Below are 14,906 nucleotides of genomic sequence, written 5' to 3' on the forward strand. Positions count from 1 at the left end.
AACCTACCAGCGCACACGGCCATGATCGGAATGCCTATGGTGGGGCTGTGACGTACTCCCCTTCTGACGATCGTTACGGCTCCATGACGTACCGCCGCGCTGGTCGCAGCGGTCTCAAGCTGCCCGCCATCTCGCTCGGTCTCTGGCACAACTTCGGCGACACCCGTCCGGCCGACCGCCAGCGTGACATCGTCCGCCGCGCCTTCGACCTCGGCGTGACCCACTTCGACCTGGCCAACAACTACGGGCCGCCGCCCGGCAGCGCGGAGACCAACTTCGGCCGGATCCTGAACGGCGACCTCAAGCACCACCGCGACGAGCTGATCATCTCCAGCAAGGCCGGCTACACCATGTGGGACGGCCCGTACGGCGACTTCGGCTCCCGCAAGTACCTGATCTCGTCGCTGGACCAGTCGCTGAAGCGGCTCGGCGTCGACTACGTGGATGTCTTCTACCACCACCGGCCCGACCCGGAGACTCCGCTCGAGGAGACGATGGGCGCGCTCGACCAGATCGTCCGCTCCGGCCGGGCGCTCTACGTCGGCCTGAGCAACTACCGGTCGGAGCAGACCGCCGAGGCCGCCGCGATCCTGCGTGACCTGGGCACTCCGCTGCTGATCCACCAGCCGTCGTACTCGATCCTGAACCGCTGGATCGAACACGACCGGCTGCTGGACACCCTCGAGGAGGCGGGCGCGGGCTGCATCGCGTTCAGCCCGCTGCAGCAGGGCCTGCTCACCGACCGCTACCTCGACGGCATCCCGGCCGATTCGCGGGTCCGCACCAGCGTGTTCCTCGACGAGAACGCCCTGGACGCGAAGACGATGGGCCGGCTGCACTCGCTCAACGAGATCGCCAAGCGGCGCGGGCAGTCGCTCGCCCAGCTCGCCCTCGCCTGGGCGCTGCGCGACCCGCGGATGACCAGCCTGATCATCGGCGCCTCCAGCGTGCAGCAGCTGGAGAACAACATCGCCGCCCTGAACAACCTCGACCTCAGCGAGGCCGAGCTCGGTGAGATCGACGGCACCGTCCTCGACCTGTAATAGCCGTGCCGCCCGGGAGCGGATTGACTACCGTTCCCGGGCATGACGGATCTTGTCGAGGAGCACACCATCCTGGCCGTCGTGGTCGGCTCCCGCTCCTACGGGCTCGAGGGGCCGGACAGCGACCACGACCGGCGTGGTGTCTACGCGGCGCCCACCCGGTCGTTCTGGCGTCTCGACAAGCCGCCGACGCACCTCGACGGGCCGGCCGAGGAGCAGTTCTCCTGGGAGGTCGAGCGGTTCTGCACGCTCGCGGCGCAGGCGAACCCGACGGTCCTCGAGGTGCTCTGGTCACCCCTGGTCGTAGCGGTCACGCCGGACGGCGAACAGCTGCGCGCGGCCCGGCGGGCGTTCCTGTCCCGGCGGGTCGCCGACACCTACGGCGGCTACGCGCGCGACCAGCTCGACCGGGTCAACGCCCGGCGCGCGCGGACCGGGGAGACCAACCACAAGCAGGCCATGCACATGATCCGTCTGTTGATGGCCGGGGCGCACGTGCTGCGTACCGGGGAGGTCCTGGTCGACGTCCGGCACCATCGGGAGCGGTTGCTGGCCGTCAAGCGGGGTGAGGTCGGTTGGGACGAGGTGACCGCGTGGGCTGCCGCGCTGCTCGCCGATCTCGGGGACGCGGCCGCGGTGACGGAGCTGCCCGAGCGACCCGACCGGGACCGGATCGACCGGCTGCTGTACGAGGTCCGGGAGCGCGGGCTGTGATCGGGACGCTTCACGACGTACCAGAGGAAACGCGATGACCATCGACGTGCCGCAGTGGGCGGCGGACGCCGCCCACGAACTCCCCTATCCCCTGATCTTCTGCACCGTGAGCGGCGCGCACCTGTACGGGTTCGCGTCCGTCGACTCGGACCTCGACCTGCGCGCCTCGCACGTGCTGCCGGCCGACGAGGTGGTCGGGCTGCGGCACGGGCCGGAGACGCTGCAGCGCGGCGGCGTGCGCGACGGTGTCGAGCTGGATGTCGTCTCGCACGACCTGCTCAAGTTCGCCAAGCTGCTGAACAGCCGCAACGGCTACGTCCTGGAGCAGCTGCTGTCCCCGCTCGTGGTCGTGACGTCACCGCTGCACGCCGCGCTCAAGGAGCTGGCGGCGGGCCTGATCACCCGGAATCACACCTATCACTACATCGGGTTCTCGCACAGCCAGGAGAAGCTGTACGCGAAGACGGGTGAGCTCAAGCCGGCGCTCTACACGCTGCGGGTGCTGCTGACCGGCATCCATCTGATGAGAACCGGTCAGCTGGAGACCGACCTGGGCGTGCTCGGCACGGAACTCCCGTACGTGCCGGACCTGATCGCGGCCAAGCGCTCGGCCGAGCACGGCCCGTTCCCCGCCGGCGTGGCCGCGCGGCTCGCCGCTGACATCCCCCGGCTCCGCGCCGAGCTGGAGGCGGCCCGGGACGCGTCCTCGCTGCGGGACCGCCCGTCGGAGGAGTCGGTCTCCGCCCTGCACGACCTGATCGTGCGCACCCGGCTCGGCTGACCGGCCGCCGCTCAGCGGCGGCGGCCGATCCAGACGTCGCGGGTGGCCCGGACCGTGAGATCCTCGCGGCCGTCGAGATTCTCCGTGTACGTCGTGAGGGCCGCCAGGTCGTCCGCGGAGAGCCGGTCGGCCAGCCGCTCGCGGGTGCGCTGCAGCGTGACCTGCGCATACCGCGCGGCCTGCGGCGGCAGCGGCTGCCGCAGCTCGATGTCGAAGTGCCGCTCGCCCTCGACCTCGAAGCCGGCCGCCTTGAGCCGGGCACCCCAGTCCTCGCCCATGTGCATGCCGGCCTCGAGCCGCAGCCGGGCCAGCTCGGCGTGGCAGCGCTCCTCGAGCGCGGCGCCGGCCGTTTCGGTCAGGAACCGCGGGAACCCCTCGAGCTCAGTGATCATGAAGACGCCGCCGGGCCGGAGCACGTCTCGGACCCGGGCGAGGGTGCGCGCCGGGTCGGCCAGGTGGTGCATCGACGCGGACGCCCACACGAGATCGGCCGGGCGCAGCTCGGGGAACTCGTCGTCGAGGTCGGCCCGGACCGTGCCGACCCGGTCGCCGAACCCCGCCTCCGCGACTCGGCGCCGCAGGTGGGCGAGCATCTCCTCGTCCATGTCGACGGCGGTCAGCGACGCGGCCGGCAGGTGCCGGGCGAGGGCGATCGTGCCGGTCCCGGTGCCCGCGCCGAGGTCGATGATGTGGGGGCTGTCCGGGACGAGCGAGCCGGCCCAGCCGATCACCTCGCTGTAGTAGTCCCGCAGGACCTCGGCGTCCAGGTCGAGCATCTGGGCCATTCCGTTGCCGTGCTGCTGGTGGCCGTGCCCGTGGTCGTGTCCATGCCCGTGCTTGTGCCCGTGTCCGTGTGCCATGCCACGACCGTAGCGCCATCTTGCGTCTACGACATACTCTCTTGCGTATGACGCAAGACGGTGAGCTGGACGCGCTCGTCCGGCAACGGATCCGGGGCCTGCGGGCGGCCCGTGGCTGGACGCTGGACGAACTCGCCGCCCGCGCCTACCTCACCCCGTCCACGCTGAGCCGGATCGAAACCGGGCACCGCCGGATCGCCCTCGACCAGCTCGCCCCGATCGCCCGGGCCCTCGGCACCACCCTCGACCAGCTGGTCGAGTCGGGCCGTGACGAGGACGTGGTGATCCGCCCGCACCACGACGATGCCCGCGGCATGACGACCTGGCTGCTCAACCGGGACGGCGCCCCCGCCGGGATGACCGTCGCCAAGCTTCGGGTGGACCGCGCCGCCCCGCAGGACCTGCGGGTGCACCCCGGCCGTGACTGGTTCGTCGTGCTCTCCGGGACGGTGGTGCTGCGGCTGGCCGAGCGCACCATCGTGGTCCGGGCCGGCGAGGCCGCCGAGTTCTCCACGATGGTGCCGCACGCGTTCGGCTCGAGCGGCGGCCCGGCCGAGGTCCTGTGCATCCTCGACCACGAGGGCGAGCGCTCCCACCTGCGCCCGTCGTAGCCGGGCGGGAGCACGCGCCGCCGGTAGAGTTCCGGCCATGGACCTGGATCATCTGACCCTCCTGCAAGAAGAGCTGGCCATATTCCAGGAGTGCATGGACGGTGACCTGGGCGCACCGGTCGAGCACTGTCCCGGATGGACGCTGCGCGAGCTGGCCGAACACCTCGGGCAGGGAAACCTGTGGGTTGTCGCCGCGGTCACCGAGGGACACGGCCGCTTCCAGGCGCCGCCCGCGCCGGCCGACATCGCCCCCTGGCTCGCGGAGACCAGCAAGGTCCTGGTCGAGACGCTCACGGTCGATCCCGGGACCGCGGCGTGGACGTTCGCGCCGCCGCACACGGTCGGATTCTGGCGGCGCCGCCGCTGGCTGGAGACGTTGGTGCACCGCTGGGACGCGCAGCAGGCACTCGGGAAACCGAGCGAGCTGGCGCCGGAGCTGTGCGCGGACGGGATCGCCGAGGTCTTCGACACGTTCGTGGATCGTCAGGTGCGGCTCGGGCGGATGGCCGCGCCCGAGGCCGCGGTCCGGTTCACCGCGACCGACGTCGGCGAGTCGTGGACCGTCGGCCCCGGTGAACCCGTCGCCACGCTCAGCGGGTCCGCCGAACAGGTCCTGCTGGCGCTCTGGAACCGGCTGCCCTGGGATCGCCTGGCGGGCGATCACGAGGCCGCACGCGCGGCGCTGCCCGGCCCGCTCGTGCCGTGACGGAGGTCGAGGCGCGGGACCGCACGGCGATCGCCGAGCTGGTGCGGCTCTTCTTCGCCGCCTTCACCTCGGGTCCGGATCTGCCGGAACAGCTGGAAGCGATGCGGCGGACACTCCTCCCGCAGGCGGTGATCGTCCGCACCGGCGGTGGTGAACCGGCCGTCTACGACGCCGACACGTTCATCGGCCCTCGACGCGAGCTGCTGTCCGGCGGCCGGCTGACCGACTTCAGCGAATGGCAGGTGTCCGGACGTACCGAGGTATTCGGCGATGTCGCCGCACACTTCTGCGGCTATGCGAAATCCGGTGTGCAGGACGGCACGCCGTTCACCGGTCAGGGCATGAAGTCGTTCCAGTTCGTCCGTACGGGCGCGGGCTGGCGGATCAGCGCCGTCGCCTGGTGCGACGAACAGGAGAGCTGAGCGTCAGGCCGGACTGGCCACCGGGTCAGCTGCGGGCGAGTGCGGGTGCAGCGCCGTACGCAGGGCGAGAGGTGGGTGGGTCAGCCATGACCACCGCTCCTGAACGCCCTGCCGGCGAGCGATCCGCTGGATTTCCCGCTGGTCGGCGACCCAGCCGTGAAGGGCCGCGGTGCCGGCGAACCGGACCGCGAGCCGGTCGCACGCCAGCTCCGACCACCAGCGCTGGGCGACGATCAGCAGCGGCCCACCCACCACGACGATCGCCAGCGCCCGGAAGTCGACGCTGATCAGGGCCGCGCAATAGACGCTGAACCAGGCGGCCGGCCGGATCTGGCTCATCAGGATGTCGCGGCGGGCGAGGTGGGCGATCTCGTGCCACAGCACGAACCCGGCCCACTCCGGGTGATCCTCGGTGTTGCCCGAGATCACCAGCCAGGCGCGGCGTCCCAGCCGGAGGCAGCGGTCGGCGGCGACGCCCGGCCGGCGGCGTACTTCGAGGTCGCGCACGCCGAGGCGGTCCAGCAGAGGCCGGATGCCGGCGGGCACGATCAAGGTCTCCGGCGTGCTCGCCAGACTCGCCCGCGTCTGCTGACGGACCCGGAGTTGAAACAGGGGCCCCATGACGAGCCACGCGAGCGCGCCGATCACCAGAACCGTCTCGGGGCCGGCCGAATCCCAGGTGACGGCCACGACGACGGCATACAGCAGGAGTACGGGCAGCAAGCCGGCCGCGGCCCGGAAACGGCCCGGCATACGGGCGGCGTGCGAGCCCATCCCCGCCAGGATCGGCCTGATCTTGCTGATGCCGGACTCCGCGCAGCAGGTCGCGTGATCCTGTTCGGTCAGCGCCGCGCGGATCCTCGCCGGGTCGACACCGGCGGCGCGCAGCAGTGCCGCCGCCGGGCCGTCGTCGGGGCCGAGCGCGGCGAAGAGCAGGTCGGTTGTGGTCGCATAGTCACGGCCGGAGGCCTGAGCGTGGCTGACGGCCCGGTCGGCGATCTCCTTCGCCGACGGAAACGACCCGCCGGCGATCTCCCGCACCGCTGGAGACGAAGCGCCGTCGATCTCCCCGGCCACGCCGGCTTCCACGCCAGCGACGGCTTCTCCAGCCAGGGCGACTTCCCCCGGTGGCGGGGGCGCGGGCGCCCGTAGGCGGGCAGCACTCACATCCAGAACGTGCCGGGCGCCGCCCTCCCCGTCGGCGAGGCCGAGCAGCAGGTGATAGCCGGTGACGGGAGTCTCTCCCGACCCGTGAGCCTCTTCGGCGGCAAGCACCAGTACCCGCAGCGCCTGATCGGTCACCCGCATGATCAACATCACCTCGACGCGAAATCGTGCCACACGCCGACCACCCGGTGGACCTCGGGGAATCAGTGGTCACGAATTCCCCTTCCCCTTCGGAAGCCACATGCCGCTAATCGCACGGCCCGCCCCGAGGCTCACCGACCGGCATGGCCGTTCCCGGTTCGTACCGGAAAATGAACCGCGAGCCACCGGCGAACGCCGAATGTTTTTGCCGTCCATGGAATTTGGGTGCTTGCTTTTCGGTGGGGACAGCGGTTTAGGCTGGACCCATGTCCGCGAGCGCCGCCCCCGTCGTCCACCTGGCCCGGCCGCATCGGCCGGTCGTCGTGGCCGGCACCCTGGCTGAATTGCGCGGGCCGACGTGCGGTTTCGTCGAGTTGCCGTTGCGGTTGTGGTGGCATCCGCACCGCGCGTTCGATCTCTCGCAGCGCACCATGCTGCTGTGGATGTATGAGAATGTGCTCCGGGAATCGATCCGGGTGGACGAGTTGCGCGCGTTTCTTGACGGCGCGACCCTGGTCCGGGTCTGGTCCGAGCTGAATCTTCCGCGCGGAGTCCGGGCCGCCTGGGAGGCGCGCCACCCCCGCCTGCGCACGCGCATCGCCGCCTGATCGCCCGGCCCCGACGCATTAGACTCGCTCGCTGAGATGAGCGTGGACGACTTCTATCGCGACGTGGCGCGGGTCGCGCTCGCCGTCGCGGACAAACACGGCTTCGTGCTCGGCGGCGGCGTCGCCTGGCTGGTCAACGGCCTGGTCGCCCGGCCGACCGAGGACATCGACCTGTTCACCGACACGGCCGGCGGCGTCGTCGCGGCCGCCGGCGAGGTCACCGCCGCCCTGACCGAGGCCGGATACCGGGTGGTCCGCGAGGAGGGCGACGAACTGTTCCCCGGGATGGCCGCGGACATCCAGGAGTTCCTCGTCGCCGGCGACCATCGCGCGCTGCGCCTGACCCTGTGCCGCCTGGACCGCAGCCGGGCGCCGGTGGTGATGGACCTCGGCCCGGTGATGCACCTCGACGACCTGGTGGCGACAAAGGTCGCGGCCCTGATCAACCGGCGCGAGGTCCGCGACTACATCGACGTGGCGGCCGCGCTGGAGCGCTATCCGCTGGACCGGATCCTCGAGCTGGCGTACGCCGTCGACCCCGCCCTGGACCCGGAGGACATCGCCGACGCCGGCCGCTACCTGGACCGCCTCGACGACGTCCGCTTCACCCTCTACGGCCTGGACGCCCCGAAGATCGCCGAGCTGCGCCGCCGCCTCGCCCCCTGGCCCCGAACCTGACCGACGGCGTTCGGGAAAGCGTCACGGCGACGCTTTCCCGAACGCCGTCTTCAGGTCTTCAACCGACTAAAGCCGTGCCGCCGGGCGCAGGGCCGGCATCGTACGGGCGATGGCCGCGACCGCCGCCAGGCACAGCAACCCGCCACTGACCAGCGCGACCGGCCCCGAGAAGGCTCCGGCCACCAGCCCCGCCCGCAGGTTGCCGACCTCCGGCCCAGCGTGACCGACGATCTGCTCCGCCGCCGCGACCCGCCCGAGCAGTTCGTCCGGGGTGTGCAACTGGACCACTGTCGCCCGTGACACCACGGCGACGGTGTCCGCCGCGCCCGCCAGCACCAGGCAGCCAAGCCCGAGCCACGGATCGGTGACCAGCCCGAACAGGGTGAGCGCCACACCCCACAGGCTCGCACCGCACAACATCACCAGTCCGGGCCGGCCCAATCGGGTGAACGCCCCGGACAGCACCGACGCCCCCAGCCCGCCGACCGCGATCGAGGTCAGGAACAGGCCGAGCGTCCGCGGGTCATTACCGAAACGCTCCGCGTTGACCAGTGGAAACAGGCTGATCGGCATGGCCAGGACGGTGGCGGCGAGGTCGACGAGCAGCGCACCTCGAACGGCACGATCGCCGATGAGGAACCGCAGCCCTTCCCCGACCGCACGCAGCCCGGGACCCCCTCGCTCTCCGGTCGGCGCCAGCCGGGGCAGGCCCGCCACCGCCCACACCGCGACCAGGAACGTGACCGTGTCGATCAGGTAGCACCCGCCCACCCCGAGCCACCCCAGGACCAGCCCACCCATCGCCGGCCCGGCGAGCATCGACGCCTGGAAGGAGATGTGGTTCAGCGCCACCCCGGCACCGAGTTCGTCCTTGTCCAGCAGGTGCGGGAGGAACGTCCGCCCGACCGGTCCAGCGGCCGCGCCGAAGCACGCCTGCACCCCGAGCAGGATTAGCACCCCGGCGATCGAGGTCGACCCGAGGAACGCCTGGGCGACGAGCAGCGCGGAGCAGACCGTCGAGCCGATCTTCGTGGTCAGGTAGAGGCGTCGCCGGTCGGATCGATCAGCGAGAGCCCCGGCGAACAGCCCGAACGCGATGACCGGCAGCGCCTGGGCGAGCCCGACCGCCCCGGTCCAGACCGTGCTGTGGGTCTGCTGCCAGACCTGGTACATCACCGCGACCATGGTCATCTGGCTGCCGAGCCCGGAGAGGAGCTGGCCGGCCCAGAGGCGCCGGAAGGCCGGGGACGACCGGAGCGGCCGCAGGTCGATCAGCGCCCCGGTCACTCCCATGCCGGGTCCAGGGCGAGCTTCGCGGCGATCCGGTCGCGGAAGCTCCTGCGCCGCAGCACCTCCTCGATGTCGCGGACCACCCGGGTCATCGGGTAGGGCAGCTCCGCCTCGATCTCGGCGACGGCGGCCTCGGTCGCCCGCCACTCGGCCGCGAGGCGGCCGGCGATCCGCTCCGCTTTCGCCGTCAGGGCCACCTTCTTGGTACGACCGTCGGGCCCCGCCTCGGTGCCGACCCAGCCCGCGGCGCGCATCGCGGACACTTTCTGACTCAGTGCCGAGTGTGTGCGCCCTACCGCCTCAGCCAGCTCGGTGATCGTCATCGGGCCGTACACCCGCAATTTGATCAGTTCTTTGACCCAGGTCGGCTTGAGCCCTTCGATCCGCGCGTCCGCATACACCTGGGCGATGTCGGCGTCCAGCGCCGCCTGCAGGTCCCACAGTGACCGCCAGACGGCGTGTTCGGTGGGGTCGGGAAGGTTTGCCATCCGATCAATGTAACAGCACTTATATAAGTGCTGTTACACCATTGGGCATTTGACATCTACAAGCCGGTAGAAGAATGATGCGGTTGCACGAGTTAGGGTTGGCTAACCTTTGGAGCACCATGACCGCGATCTACCTCATCGGCCTGCGCGAGGGCCTGGAGATCACCCTCGTGGTCTCGATCCTCGTCGCGTTCCTGGTCAAGAGCGACCGGCGGCCGCTGCTGCGCCTGGTCTGGGCCGGAGTCGCCCTGGCCGCCGCGATCGCCATCGGTTTCGCCGCGCTGCTGCAGGTCGGCGTCGCCGAACTCAGCTCCACGCGCCAGGAGCTGTTCGAGGCGATCGCCTCGTTCGTCGCGGTCGCGTTCGTCACCTGGATGATCTTCTGGATGCGCCGGATGGCCCGCCACCTCGGCCGGGAGCTTCGCGGCAGGATGGAGGACGCCATCCAGGTCGGCCCGGTGGCGGTCGCCGGCGTGGCGTTCCTCGCGGTGATCCGCGAGGGCCTGGAGACCTCGATCCTGTTCTACGCGGCGGCGCAGGGCGCCACCGACGCCAAGCCGTTCATCGGGATCACGCTCGGCCTGCTCACCGCCGTGGTGCTGGGCTGGCTGCTCTACATCAGCGCCGTGCGGATCAACCTGTCCACGTTCTTCACCTGGACCGGTGCACTGCTGGTGCTGGTCGCCGCCGGCATCTTCAAGTACGGCTTCCACGACCTGCAGGAGGCCAACGTGCTGGGCGGACTGGACCGGACGGCGTTCGACCTGACGTCCTCGCTGCCGCCCACCGCCTGGTACGCCGAGCTGCTCCGCGGAATGATCAACTTCACGCCCGCGCCGACCGTCGCCGAGACGATCGCCTGGCTCGCGTACGGGATCCCCGTTCTCGTTCTCTTCCTCTGGCCGGCACGCACCGTCAAGCCGGCCACCACCACCCCCGCAACCACCGCCTCCTAGGAGAACGATGCGTACCGCACGTCTTATCACCGCCGGCGCCGCCGCGGCGCTGCTGCTCACCGCCTGCGGCGACAAGAAATCCGATGACGCGGCCGGAGACGGCACCGGCAAGATCGCCGTCGCCGCCTCCGACACCGAGTGCAAGGTGGAGCGGGCCACCTCGGCCGCGGGCACCGTCACGTTCACCATCGCCAACAAGGGCAGCAAGATCAACGAGTTCTACGTGTACGCCACCGGCGACCGGATCATGGGCGAGATCGAGAACATCGCCCCCGGCCTGACCCGCGAGCTGATCGTCGAGCTGCCCGCCGGGGCGTACGAGACCGCCTGCAAGCCCGGCATGATCGGCAAGGGCATCCGCAACGCCTTCCAGGTGACCGGCTCGGCCGCCCCGCTCACCGAGGACGCGAAGCTGGCCCAGGCCACCGCCGACTACCAGCGCTACGTCAAGTCCCAGAGCGGCGCGCTGATCGAGCAGACCACCGCGTTCGTGGCCGCGGTCAAGGCCGGCGACGTCGAGAAGGCCAAGACGCTGTTCCCGATCGCCCGCACCTACTGGGAGCGGATCGAGCCGGTCGCGGAGAGCTTCGGCGACCTGGACCCGGCCATCGACGCCCGCGACGGCGACCTGGAGCCCGGCCAGAAGTGGACCGGCTTCCACAAGATCGAGAAGGACCTCTGGGTCACCAAGGACGTCAGCAAGTCCGGGCCGGACGCGGACAAGCTGCTCGCCGACGTCCAGACGATCGTGAACAAGGCGAACACCGTCACGTTCTCCCCCGTCGAGCTCGCCAACGGCGCCAAGGAACTGCTCGACGAGGTCGCCAGCGGCAAGATCACCGGCGAGGAGGACCGCTACTCGCACACCGACCTGTGGGACTTCGCGGCCAACCTCGAGGGCTCCCAGGGCGCTGTCCAGGCGCTCCGCCCGGCCCTGGAGGAGCGGGACCCGGCCCTGGTCAAGACGCTGGACGAGAACTTCGCCAAGGTCGAGGCGTCGCTCGAGAAGCACCGCTCCGGCGACGGCTGGAAGCTGCACAACCAGCTCACCCAGGCCGAGCTGAAGGAGCTCAGCGACAACATCAACGCGCTCGCCGAGCCGATCAGCAAGGTCGCGGCGATCGTCGCCAAGAAGTAGTCACCCGGCCGGGTGCGCGGGGCGGTCGCCCCGCGCACCCGGCCGGACCCCCCTCTTGAAAAGCACGAGAAAGGCCTTGTGAGATGCAGCGGCGCAAAGTTCTCGGACTGGCCGGCGCGGGAGCGGCCGGAGCCGCCGTGGCCGGAGCCGGAGCAATCGCTCTGACCCACCGCGAGCCGAAGCCGGACACCCTCGTGTCCGACACCGCCGGGGCATACCCGTTCTACGGCGAGCGACAGGCCGGAATCATCACCCCGGCCCAGGACCGGTTGCACTTCTGCGCCTTCGACGTGATCACCGACGACAAGGCCGCCCTGGTCGACATGCTCCAGGACTGGACGGCCGCCGCGGCACGGATGACCCAGGGCCGTGACGCCGGCACGTTCGGCGCGGTCGGCGGCTCGATGCAGGCACCGCCGGACGACACCGGCGAGGCGCTCGACCTGCCCGCCTCCGGCCTCACCCTCACGATCGGGTTCGGCCCGACACTGTTCCGCGACGTACGCGGAAAAGATCGTTTCGGGATCGCGGCCAAGCGCCCGGCCGCCCTCGCCGACCTGCCGAACTTTCCCCGCGACACCCTCGACCCGGCGATCTCCGGCGGCGACATCGCCGTCCAGGCCTGCGCGCACGACCCGCAGGTCGCCGTGCACGCCATCCGCAACCTGGCCCGGATCGGCATGGGCAAGGTCAGCGTCCGCTGGTCGCAGCTCGGTTTCGGCCGCACCTCGTCCACGTCCCGGTCGCAGGTGACGCCCCGCAACCTGTTCGGCTTCAAGGACGGCACCCGCAACCTCAAGGCCGAGGACACCGCGCTGCTCGACGAGCACCTGTGGGTGCACTCCGGCGACGGCCCGGACTGGATGACCGGCGGCTCCTACCTGGTCACCCGCAAGGTCCGGATGCTGATCGAGACCTGGGACCGGTCCATGCTCGCCGAGCAGCAGACGATCATCGGCCGCGACAAGGGCGAGGGCGCGCCGCTGACCGGCAAGCTGGAGCACGACGAGCCGGACTTCAAGGCCGAGGACGGCGAGGGCCAGCCGGTCATCGCGGTCGACTCACACCTGCGCCTCGCGCACGCGGACCAGAACAACGGCGCGCGCCTGCTGCGCCGCGGCTACAACTACGTCGACGGCTCCGACGGCCTGGGGCGCCTGAACGCCGGCCTGTTCTTCATCGGCTACCAGCGTGACCCCCGCAAACAGTTCGTCCAGATCCAGAACAGCCTGGCCAAGCTGGACGCCCTCAACGAGTACATCCGGCACACGTCCAGCGGCCTGTTCGCCTGCCCGCCCGGCCTGCTCGCCGCCGACGACTACTGGGGCCGGTCCCTGTTCGCGTGAGCGCGGGCCGGTCAGCGCCAGGCCGAGACCATCAGCTCGATCAGGTCGAGGGTGGCCTCGCCGGTCCAGACGACCGAGCTGAGCGCGATCAGGGCGGGCAGCAGCACGAAGGCGGCGGGGGCCGCCCGCGGCTGCGGGCGCAGCAGGTGAGCGACCCGGCGGGGCACGACGCCGCCCGGGACCGCCGCGTGCAGGGCGGCGGCGAACGGGCTGCCGGCGCCGGCCAGGGCCGCCACGCCGATCGCGTGCGCCAGGGTCCGGCGACTGCCCAGGTCGGCGGCGGCGCGCTCGTCGGCGGCCCGCTCGATCAGGTAGTCGACGTGCTTGCCGACCCACCAGAGCGCCGGATGGGCGGCCACCGCCAGCTCGGCGGCCCGGGCCAGCCGGTGATGGCGCTCGGCCAGATGCGCGTTCTCGTGGGCGAGCAGCGCCTCGAACTGCTGATCGGTGAGCAGGCCCCGCATCCCGGTGGTGACCACGACGTGCCCCGGGTCGCCGGGCACCGCGAACGCCCGGGGCGCCTCGTCGGGCAGCACGACCAAGCCGCCCGCCTCGTCCACCGGCACCATCGCGAGGATCTTCCGCTGCCGGCGCCAGCGCCGGGAGACCGACACGATCGCGCCGGAGAACAGCGCCAGGCTCAGCCACGGCACCCATTCGACGCCGGCCGTGTCGGCGGCGACCACCGCGGCGGACCAGCCGAACAGGTGCCCGATCGCCGGGATCTGGGCGAGCGCGTGGGCGGCCAGCAGCAAAAGATTGATCATGCTGGTCGCCGCCACGACCACCGCCGACCAGGTGACCACGAACGCCGCCCGGCCGGGGGCGATCCGGTCGGCGAGCAGCCGCACGATGAGCACGGCCAGCGGCGGAACGACGACCACCGACCACAGGAAATGATCGAACATCGCGGCCACCTCCCTTCGCCCACCGGTGTGAGCCCCCGGCCATGTTCTCATCCCGCGGCCGCCGCAAGCCGAGACAGCTCACCCACAGGATCGCTCGATAAGGTTCGCAACGTGAACGAAGCACGCGGCCGCCGCAGACCCGGCCAGCTGGAGTCGGAGATCATGACGGTGCTGGGCGCGGCGGCCCGGCCCCTCACCCCGGGCGAGGTCCGGGACCTGCTGGATCCCTCCGGCGAGCTCTCCTACAGCACCGTGGTCACCACCCTGACCCGGCTGTACGAGAAGGGCTCGGCGGCCCGGCACCGCGACGGGCGGGCGTTCCGCTACGGCGCCCCGCACGGCCCGGCCGGCCTGGTCGCCGACCGGATGCACCGCCTGCTCTCGGACGAGGCCGACCGCGCCTCGGTGCTGCGCCGCTTCGTCGGCAACCTGGACGCCAACGACGAGCAGCTGCTGCGGGACCTGCTCAGCGAGTGATCTCCGGCGCGCGGCTGACCACCTGCACCGACGAGAACCAGGCGTTGACCGCGACCCGGACCTCCGGGGTGCCGGGCACCCGCGGCACCGGGGTCAGCTTCAGCTCGTGCGAGCTGAACGCGTTCGTCCCGGTCAGGTCGACCTCGACGCCCTCCGGGACGATCACGGTCAGCTCGCTGAACCAGGAACTGCCGGCGATCTCGATGACGTCCTCGCCGGTCAGCACGGCGCGCAGGTCCAGCTCGCAGGAGCCGAACACGGTGTGCACCCGCACCCGGCGGTCACGCAGCCGCCACCGGCCGCGCCGCTTGGTCTGACTGAAGACGGTGACCACCTTGTCGACCGTCGTCGCCGAGCCGACGATCGGCTGCGGGGCGAGGCCCTCGGTGGCCCGGATCAGGTCGGCGTCGGTCTCGGCGGCCCACACCGCCCCGACCCGGACGCTGAACTCCTCCAGGGTGAGGCGGCCCTCGCCGCAGGCGCGCTGCAGCAACTCGGCCACTCGTTCACGGTCACCGTCGGAGGCTGGCGCCAGCACAGGAAGTCCCACGGCGCAGACCCTAACCCGGCAC

17 protein-coding genes and 1 pseudogene are annotated in these 14,906 nt (G+C 71.1%); 12 read left to right on the plus strand and 6 right to left on the minus strand.

Features of this window, described 5'->3' with window-relative positions; genetic code table 11:
* Window positions 1–47: 47 nt before the first annotated feature.
* From mgrA to CHC09_RS28180, 3 genes are read left to right on the plus strand one after another with little or no spacing between them, the layout of a single operon-like run.
* Complete coding sequence (gene mgrA, locus CHC09_RS28170) at window positions 48–1,043, plus strand: L-glyceraldehyde 3-phosphate reductase (protein WP_089296234.1); 996 nt, start codon at window positions 48–50, stop codon at window positions 1,041–1,043.
* A 42-nt stretch (window positions 1,044–1,085) separates the two neighbouring features.
* Window positions 1,086–1,757 (plus strand): nucleotidyltransferase domain-containing protein, encoded by a 672-nt coding sequence (locus tag CHC09_RS28175; protein ID WP_089296235.1) that lies wholly within the window; start codon window positions 1,086–1,088, stop codon window positions 1,755–1,757.
* Window positions 1,758–1,791: 34 nt separating this feature from the next.
* Window positions 1,792–2,538: a nucleotidyltransferase domain-containing protein gene (locus CHC09_RS28180; protein ID WP_089296236.1), complete on the plus strand. Its 747-nt coding sequence runs from the start codon at window positions 1,792–1,794 to the stop codon at window positions 2,536–2,538.
* Between the two features lie 11 nt (window positions 2,539–2,549).
* On the opposite strand, the gene CHC09_RS28185 is transcribed toward CHC09_RS28180, so the two are convergent.
* Window positions 2,550–3,398, minus strand: coding sequence for a class I SAM-dependent methyltransferase (locus tag CHC09_RS28185; protein WP_089296237.1), 849 nt, complete (start codon window positions 3,396–3,398; stop codon window positions 2,550–2,552).
* A gap of 47 nt (window positions 3,399–3,445) precedes the next feature.
* On the opposite strand from CHC09_RS28185, the gene CHC09_RS28190 reads away from it, so the two are divergent.
* The 3 genes from CHC09_RS28190 to CHC09_RS28200 are packed head-to-tail and all read left to right on the plus strand — an operon-like array spanning window position 3,446 to window position 5,137.
* Window positions 3,446–4,009: a helix-turn-helix domain-containing protein gene (locus CHC09_RS28190; RefSeq protein ID WP_089296238.1), complete on the plus strand. Its 564-nt coding sequence runs from the start codon at window positions 3,446–3,448 to the stop codon at window positions 4,007–4,009.
* Window positions 4,010–4,046: 37 nt separating this feature from the next.
* Entirely contained in the window at window positions 4,047–4,715 is a 669-nt protein-coding gene (locus tag CHC09_RS28195) for a maleylpyruvate isomerase family mycothiol-dependent enzyme (RefSeq protein ID WP_089296239.1), read from the plus strand.
* Window positions 4,712–5,137 carry a nuclear transport factor 2 family protein gene (locus CHC09_RS28200; protein WP_089296240.1) on the plus strand — a complete coding sequence of 142 codons (426 nt, stop codon included), beginning with the start codon at window positions 4,712–4,714 and terminating at the stop codon, window positions 5,135–5,137. Before CHC09_RS28195 ends, CHC09_RS28200 begins: the two co-directional genes overlap by 4 nt.
* 3 nt (window positions 5,138–5,140) lie before the next feature.
* Here the strand turns inward: CHC09_RS28200 and CHC09_RS28205 are convergent, their stop codons facing one another.
* Window positions 5,141–6,478 (minus strand): Clp protease N-terminal domain-containing protein, encoded by a 1,338-nt coding sequence (locus CHC09_RS28205; RefSeq protein ID WP_143232617.1) that lies wholly within the window; start codon window positions 6,476–6,478, stop codon window positions 5,141–5,143.
* Between the two features lie 233 nt (window positions 6,479–6,711).
* Here CHC09_RS28205 and CHC09_RS28210 point away from each other — a divergent pair, with 233 nt between their 5' ends.
* Together CHC09_RS28210 and CHC09_RS28215 are read left to right on the plus strand one after the other, a co-directional pair.
* Window positions 6,712–7,053, plus strand: a complete 342-nt coding sequence (locus CHC09_RS28210; protein WP_089296242.1) for a hypothetical protein — start codon at window positions 6,712–6,714, stop codon at window positions 7,051–7,053.
* A 36-nt stretch (window positions 7,054–7,089) separates the two neighbouring features.
* Entirely contained in the window at window positions 7,090–7,731 is a 642-nt protein-coding gene (locus CHC09_RS28215) for a nucleotidyl transferase AbiEii/AbiGii toxin family protein (RefSeq protein WP_089296243.1), read from the plus strand.
* Window positions 7,732–7,797: 66 nt separating this feature from the next.
* Here CHC09_RS28215 and CHC09_RS28220 read toward each other — a convergent pair whose 3' ends face one another.
* On the minus strand, window positions 7,798–9,024 hold the full coding sequence (locus tag CHC09_RS28220; RefSeq protein ID WP_089296244.1) for an MFS transporter: 1,227 nt from the start codon (window positions 9,022–9,024) through the stop codon (window positions 7,798–7,800).
* Window positions 9,015–9,509 (minus strand): MarR family winged helix-turn-helix transcriptional regulator, encoded by a 495-nt coding sequence (locus tag CHC09_RS28225; protein WP_089296245.1) that lies wholly within the window; start codon window positions 9,507–9,509, stop codon window positions 9,015–9,017. Before CHC09_RS28225 ends, CHC09_RS28220 begins: the two co-directional genes overlap by 10 nt.
* 119 nt (window positions 9,510–9,628) lie before the next feature.
* Here CHC09_RS28225 and efeU point away from each other — a divergent pair, with 119 nt between their 5' ends.
* From efeU to efeB, 3 genes and pseudogenes are all read left to right on the plus strand, one after another.
* Entirely contained in the window at window positions 9,629–10,465 is an 837-nt protein-coding gene (efeU, locus tag CHC09_RS28230; RefSeq protein ID WP_089296246.1) for an iron uptake transporter permease EfeU, read from the plus strand.
* 7 nt (window positions 10,466–10,472) lie between these two features.
* Window positions 10,473–11,603 (plus strand): iron uptake system protein EfeO, encoded by a 1,131-nt coding sequence (gene efeO, locus CHC09_RS28235; protein WP_089296247.1) that lies wholly within the window; start codon window positions 10,473–10,475, stop codon window positions 11,601–11,603.
* A gap of 80 nt (window positions 11,604–11,683) precedes the next feature.
* Window positions 11,684–12,949: pseudogene (gene efeB, locus CHC09_RS28240) on the plus strand (iron uptake transporter deferrochelatase/peroxidase subunit); the annotation flags it as partial.
* 11 nt (window positions 12,950–12,960) lie between these two features.
* Here efeB and CHC09_RS28245 read toward each other — a convergent pair.
* Entirely contained in the window at window positions 12,961–13,857 is an 897-nt protein-coding gene (locus CHC09_RS28245) for a M48 family metalloprotease (RefSeq protein ID WP_089296249.1), read from the minus strand.
* Window positions 13,858–13,968: 111 nt separating this feature from the next.
* On the opposite strand from CHC09_RS28245, the gene CHC09_RS28250 reads away from it, so the two are divergent.
* Window positions 13,969–14,334, plus strand: a complete 366-nt coding sequence (locus CHC09_RS28250; protein WP_239138525.1) for a BlaI/MecI/CopY family transcriptional regulator — start codon at window positions 13,969–13,971, stop codon at window positions 14,332–14,334.
* Here the strand turns inward: CHC09_RS28250 and CHC09_RS28255 are convergent.
* On the minus strand, window positions 14,324–14,884 hold the full coding sequence (locus CHC09_RS28255) for a DUF1707 SHOCT-like domain-containing protein (protein ID WP_239138524.1): 561 nt from the start codon (window positions 14,882–14,884) through the stop codon (window positions 14,324–14,326). The genes CHC09_RS28250 and CHC09_RS28255 overlap by 11 nt on opposite strands.
* Window positions 14,885–14,906 lie beyond the last annotated feature (22 nt).

Origin of the sequence: Actinoplanes regularis (assembly GCF_900188005.1) — a bacterium.
Classification (GTDB): Bacteria; Actinomycetota; Actinomycetes; order Mycobacteriales; family Micromonosporaceae; genus Actinoplanes; species Actinoplanes regularis.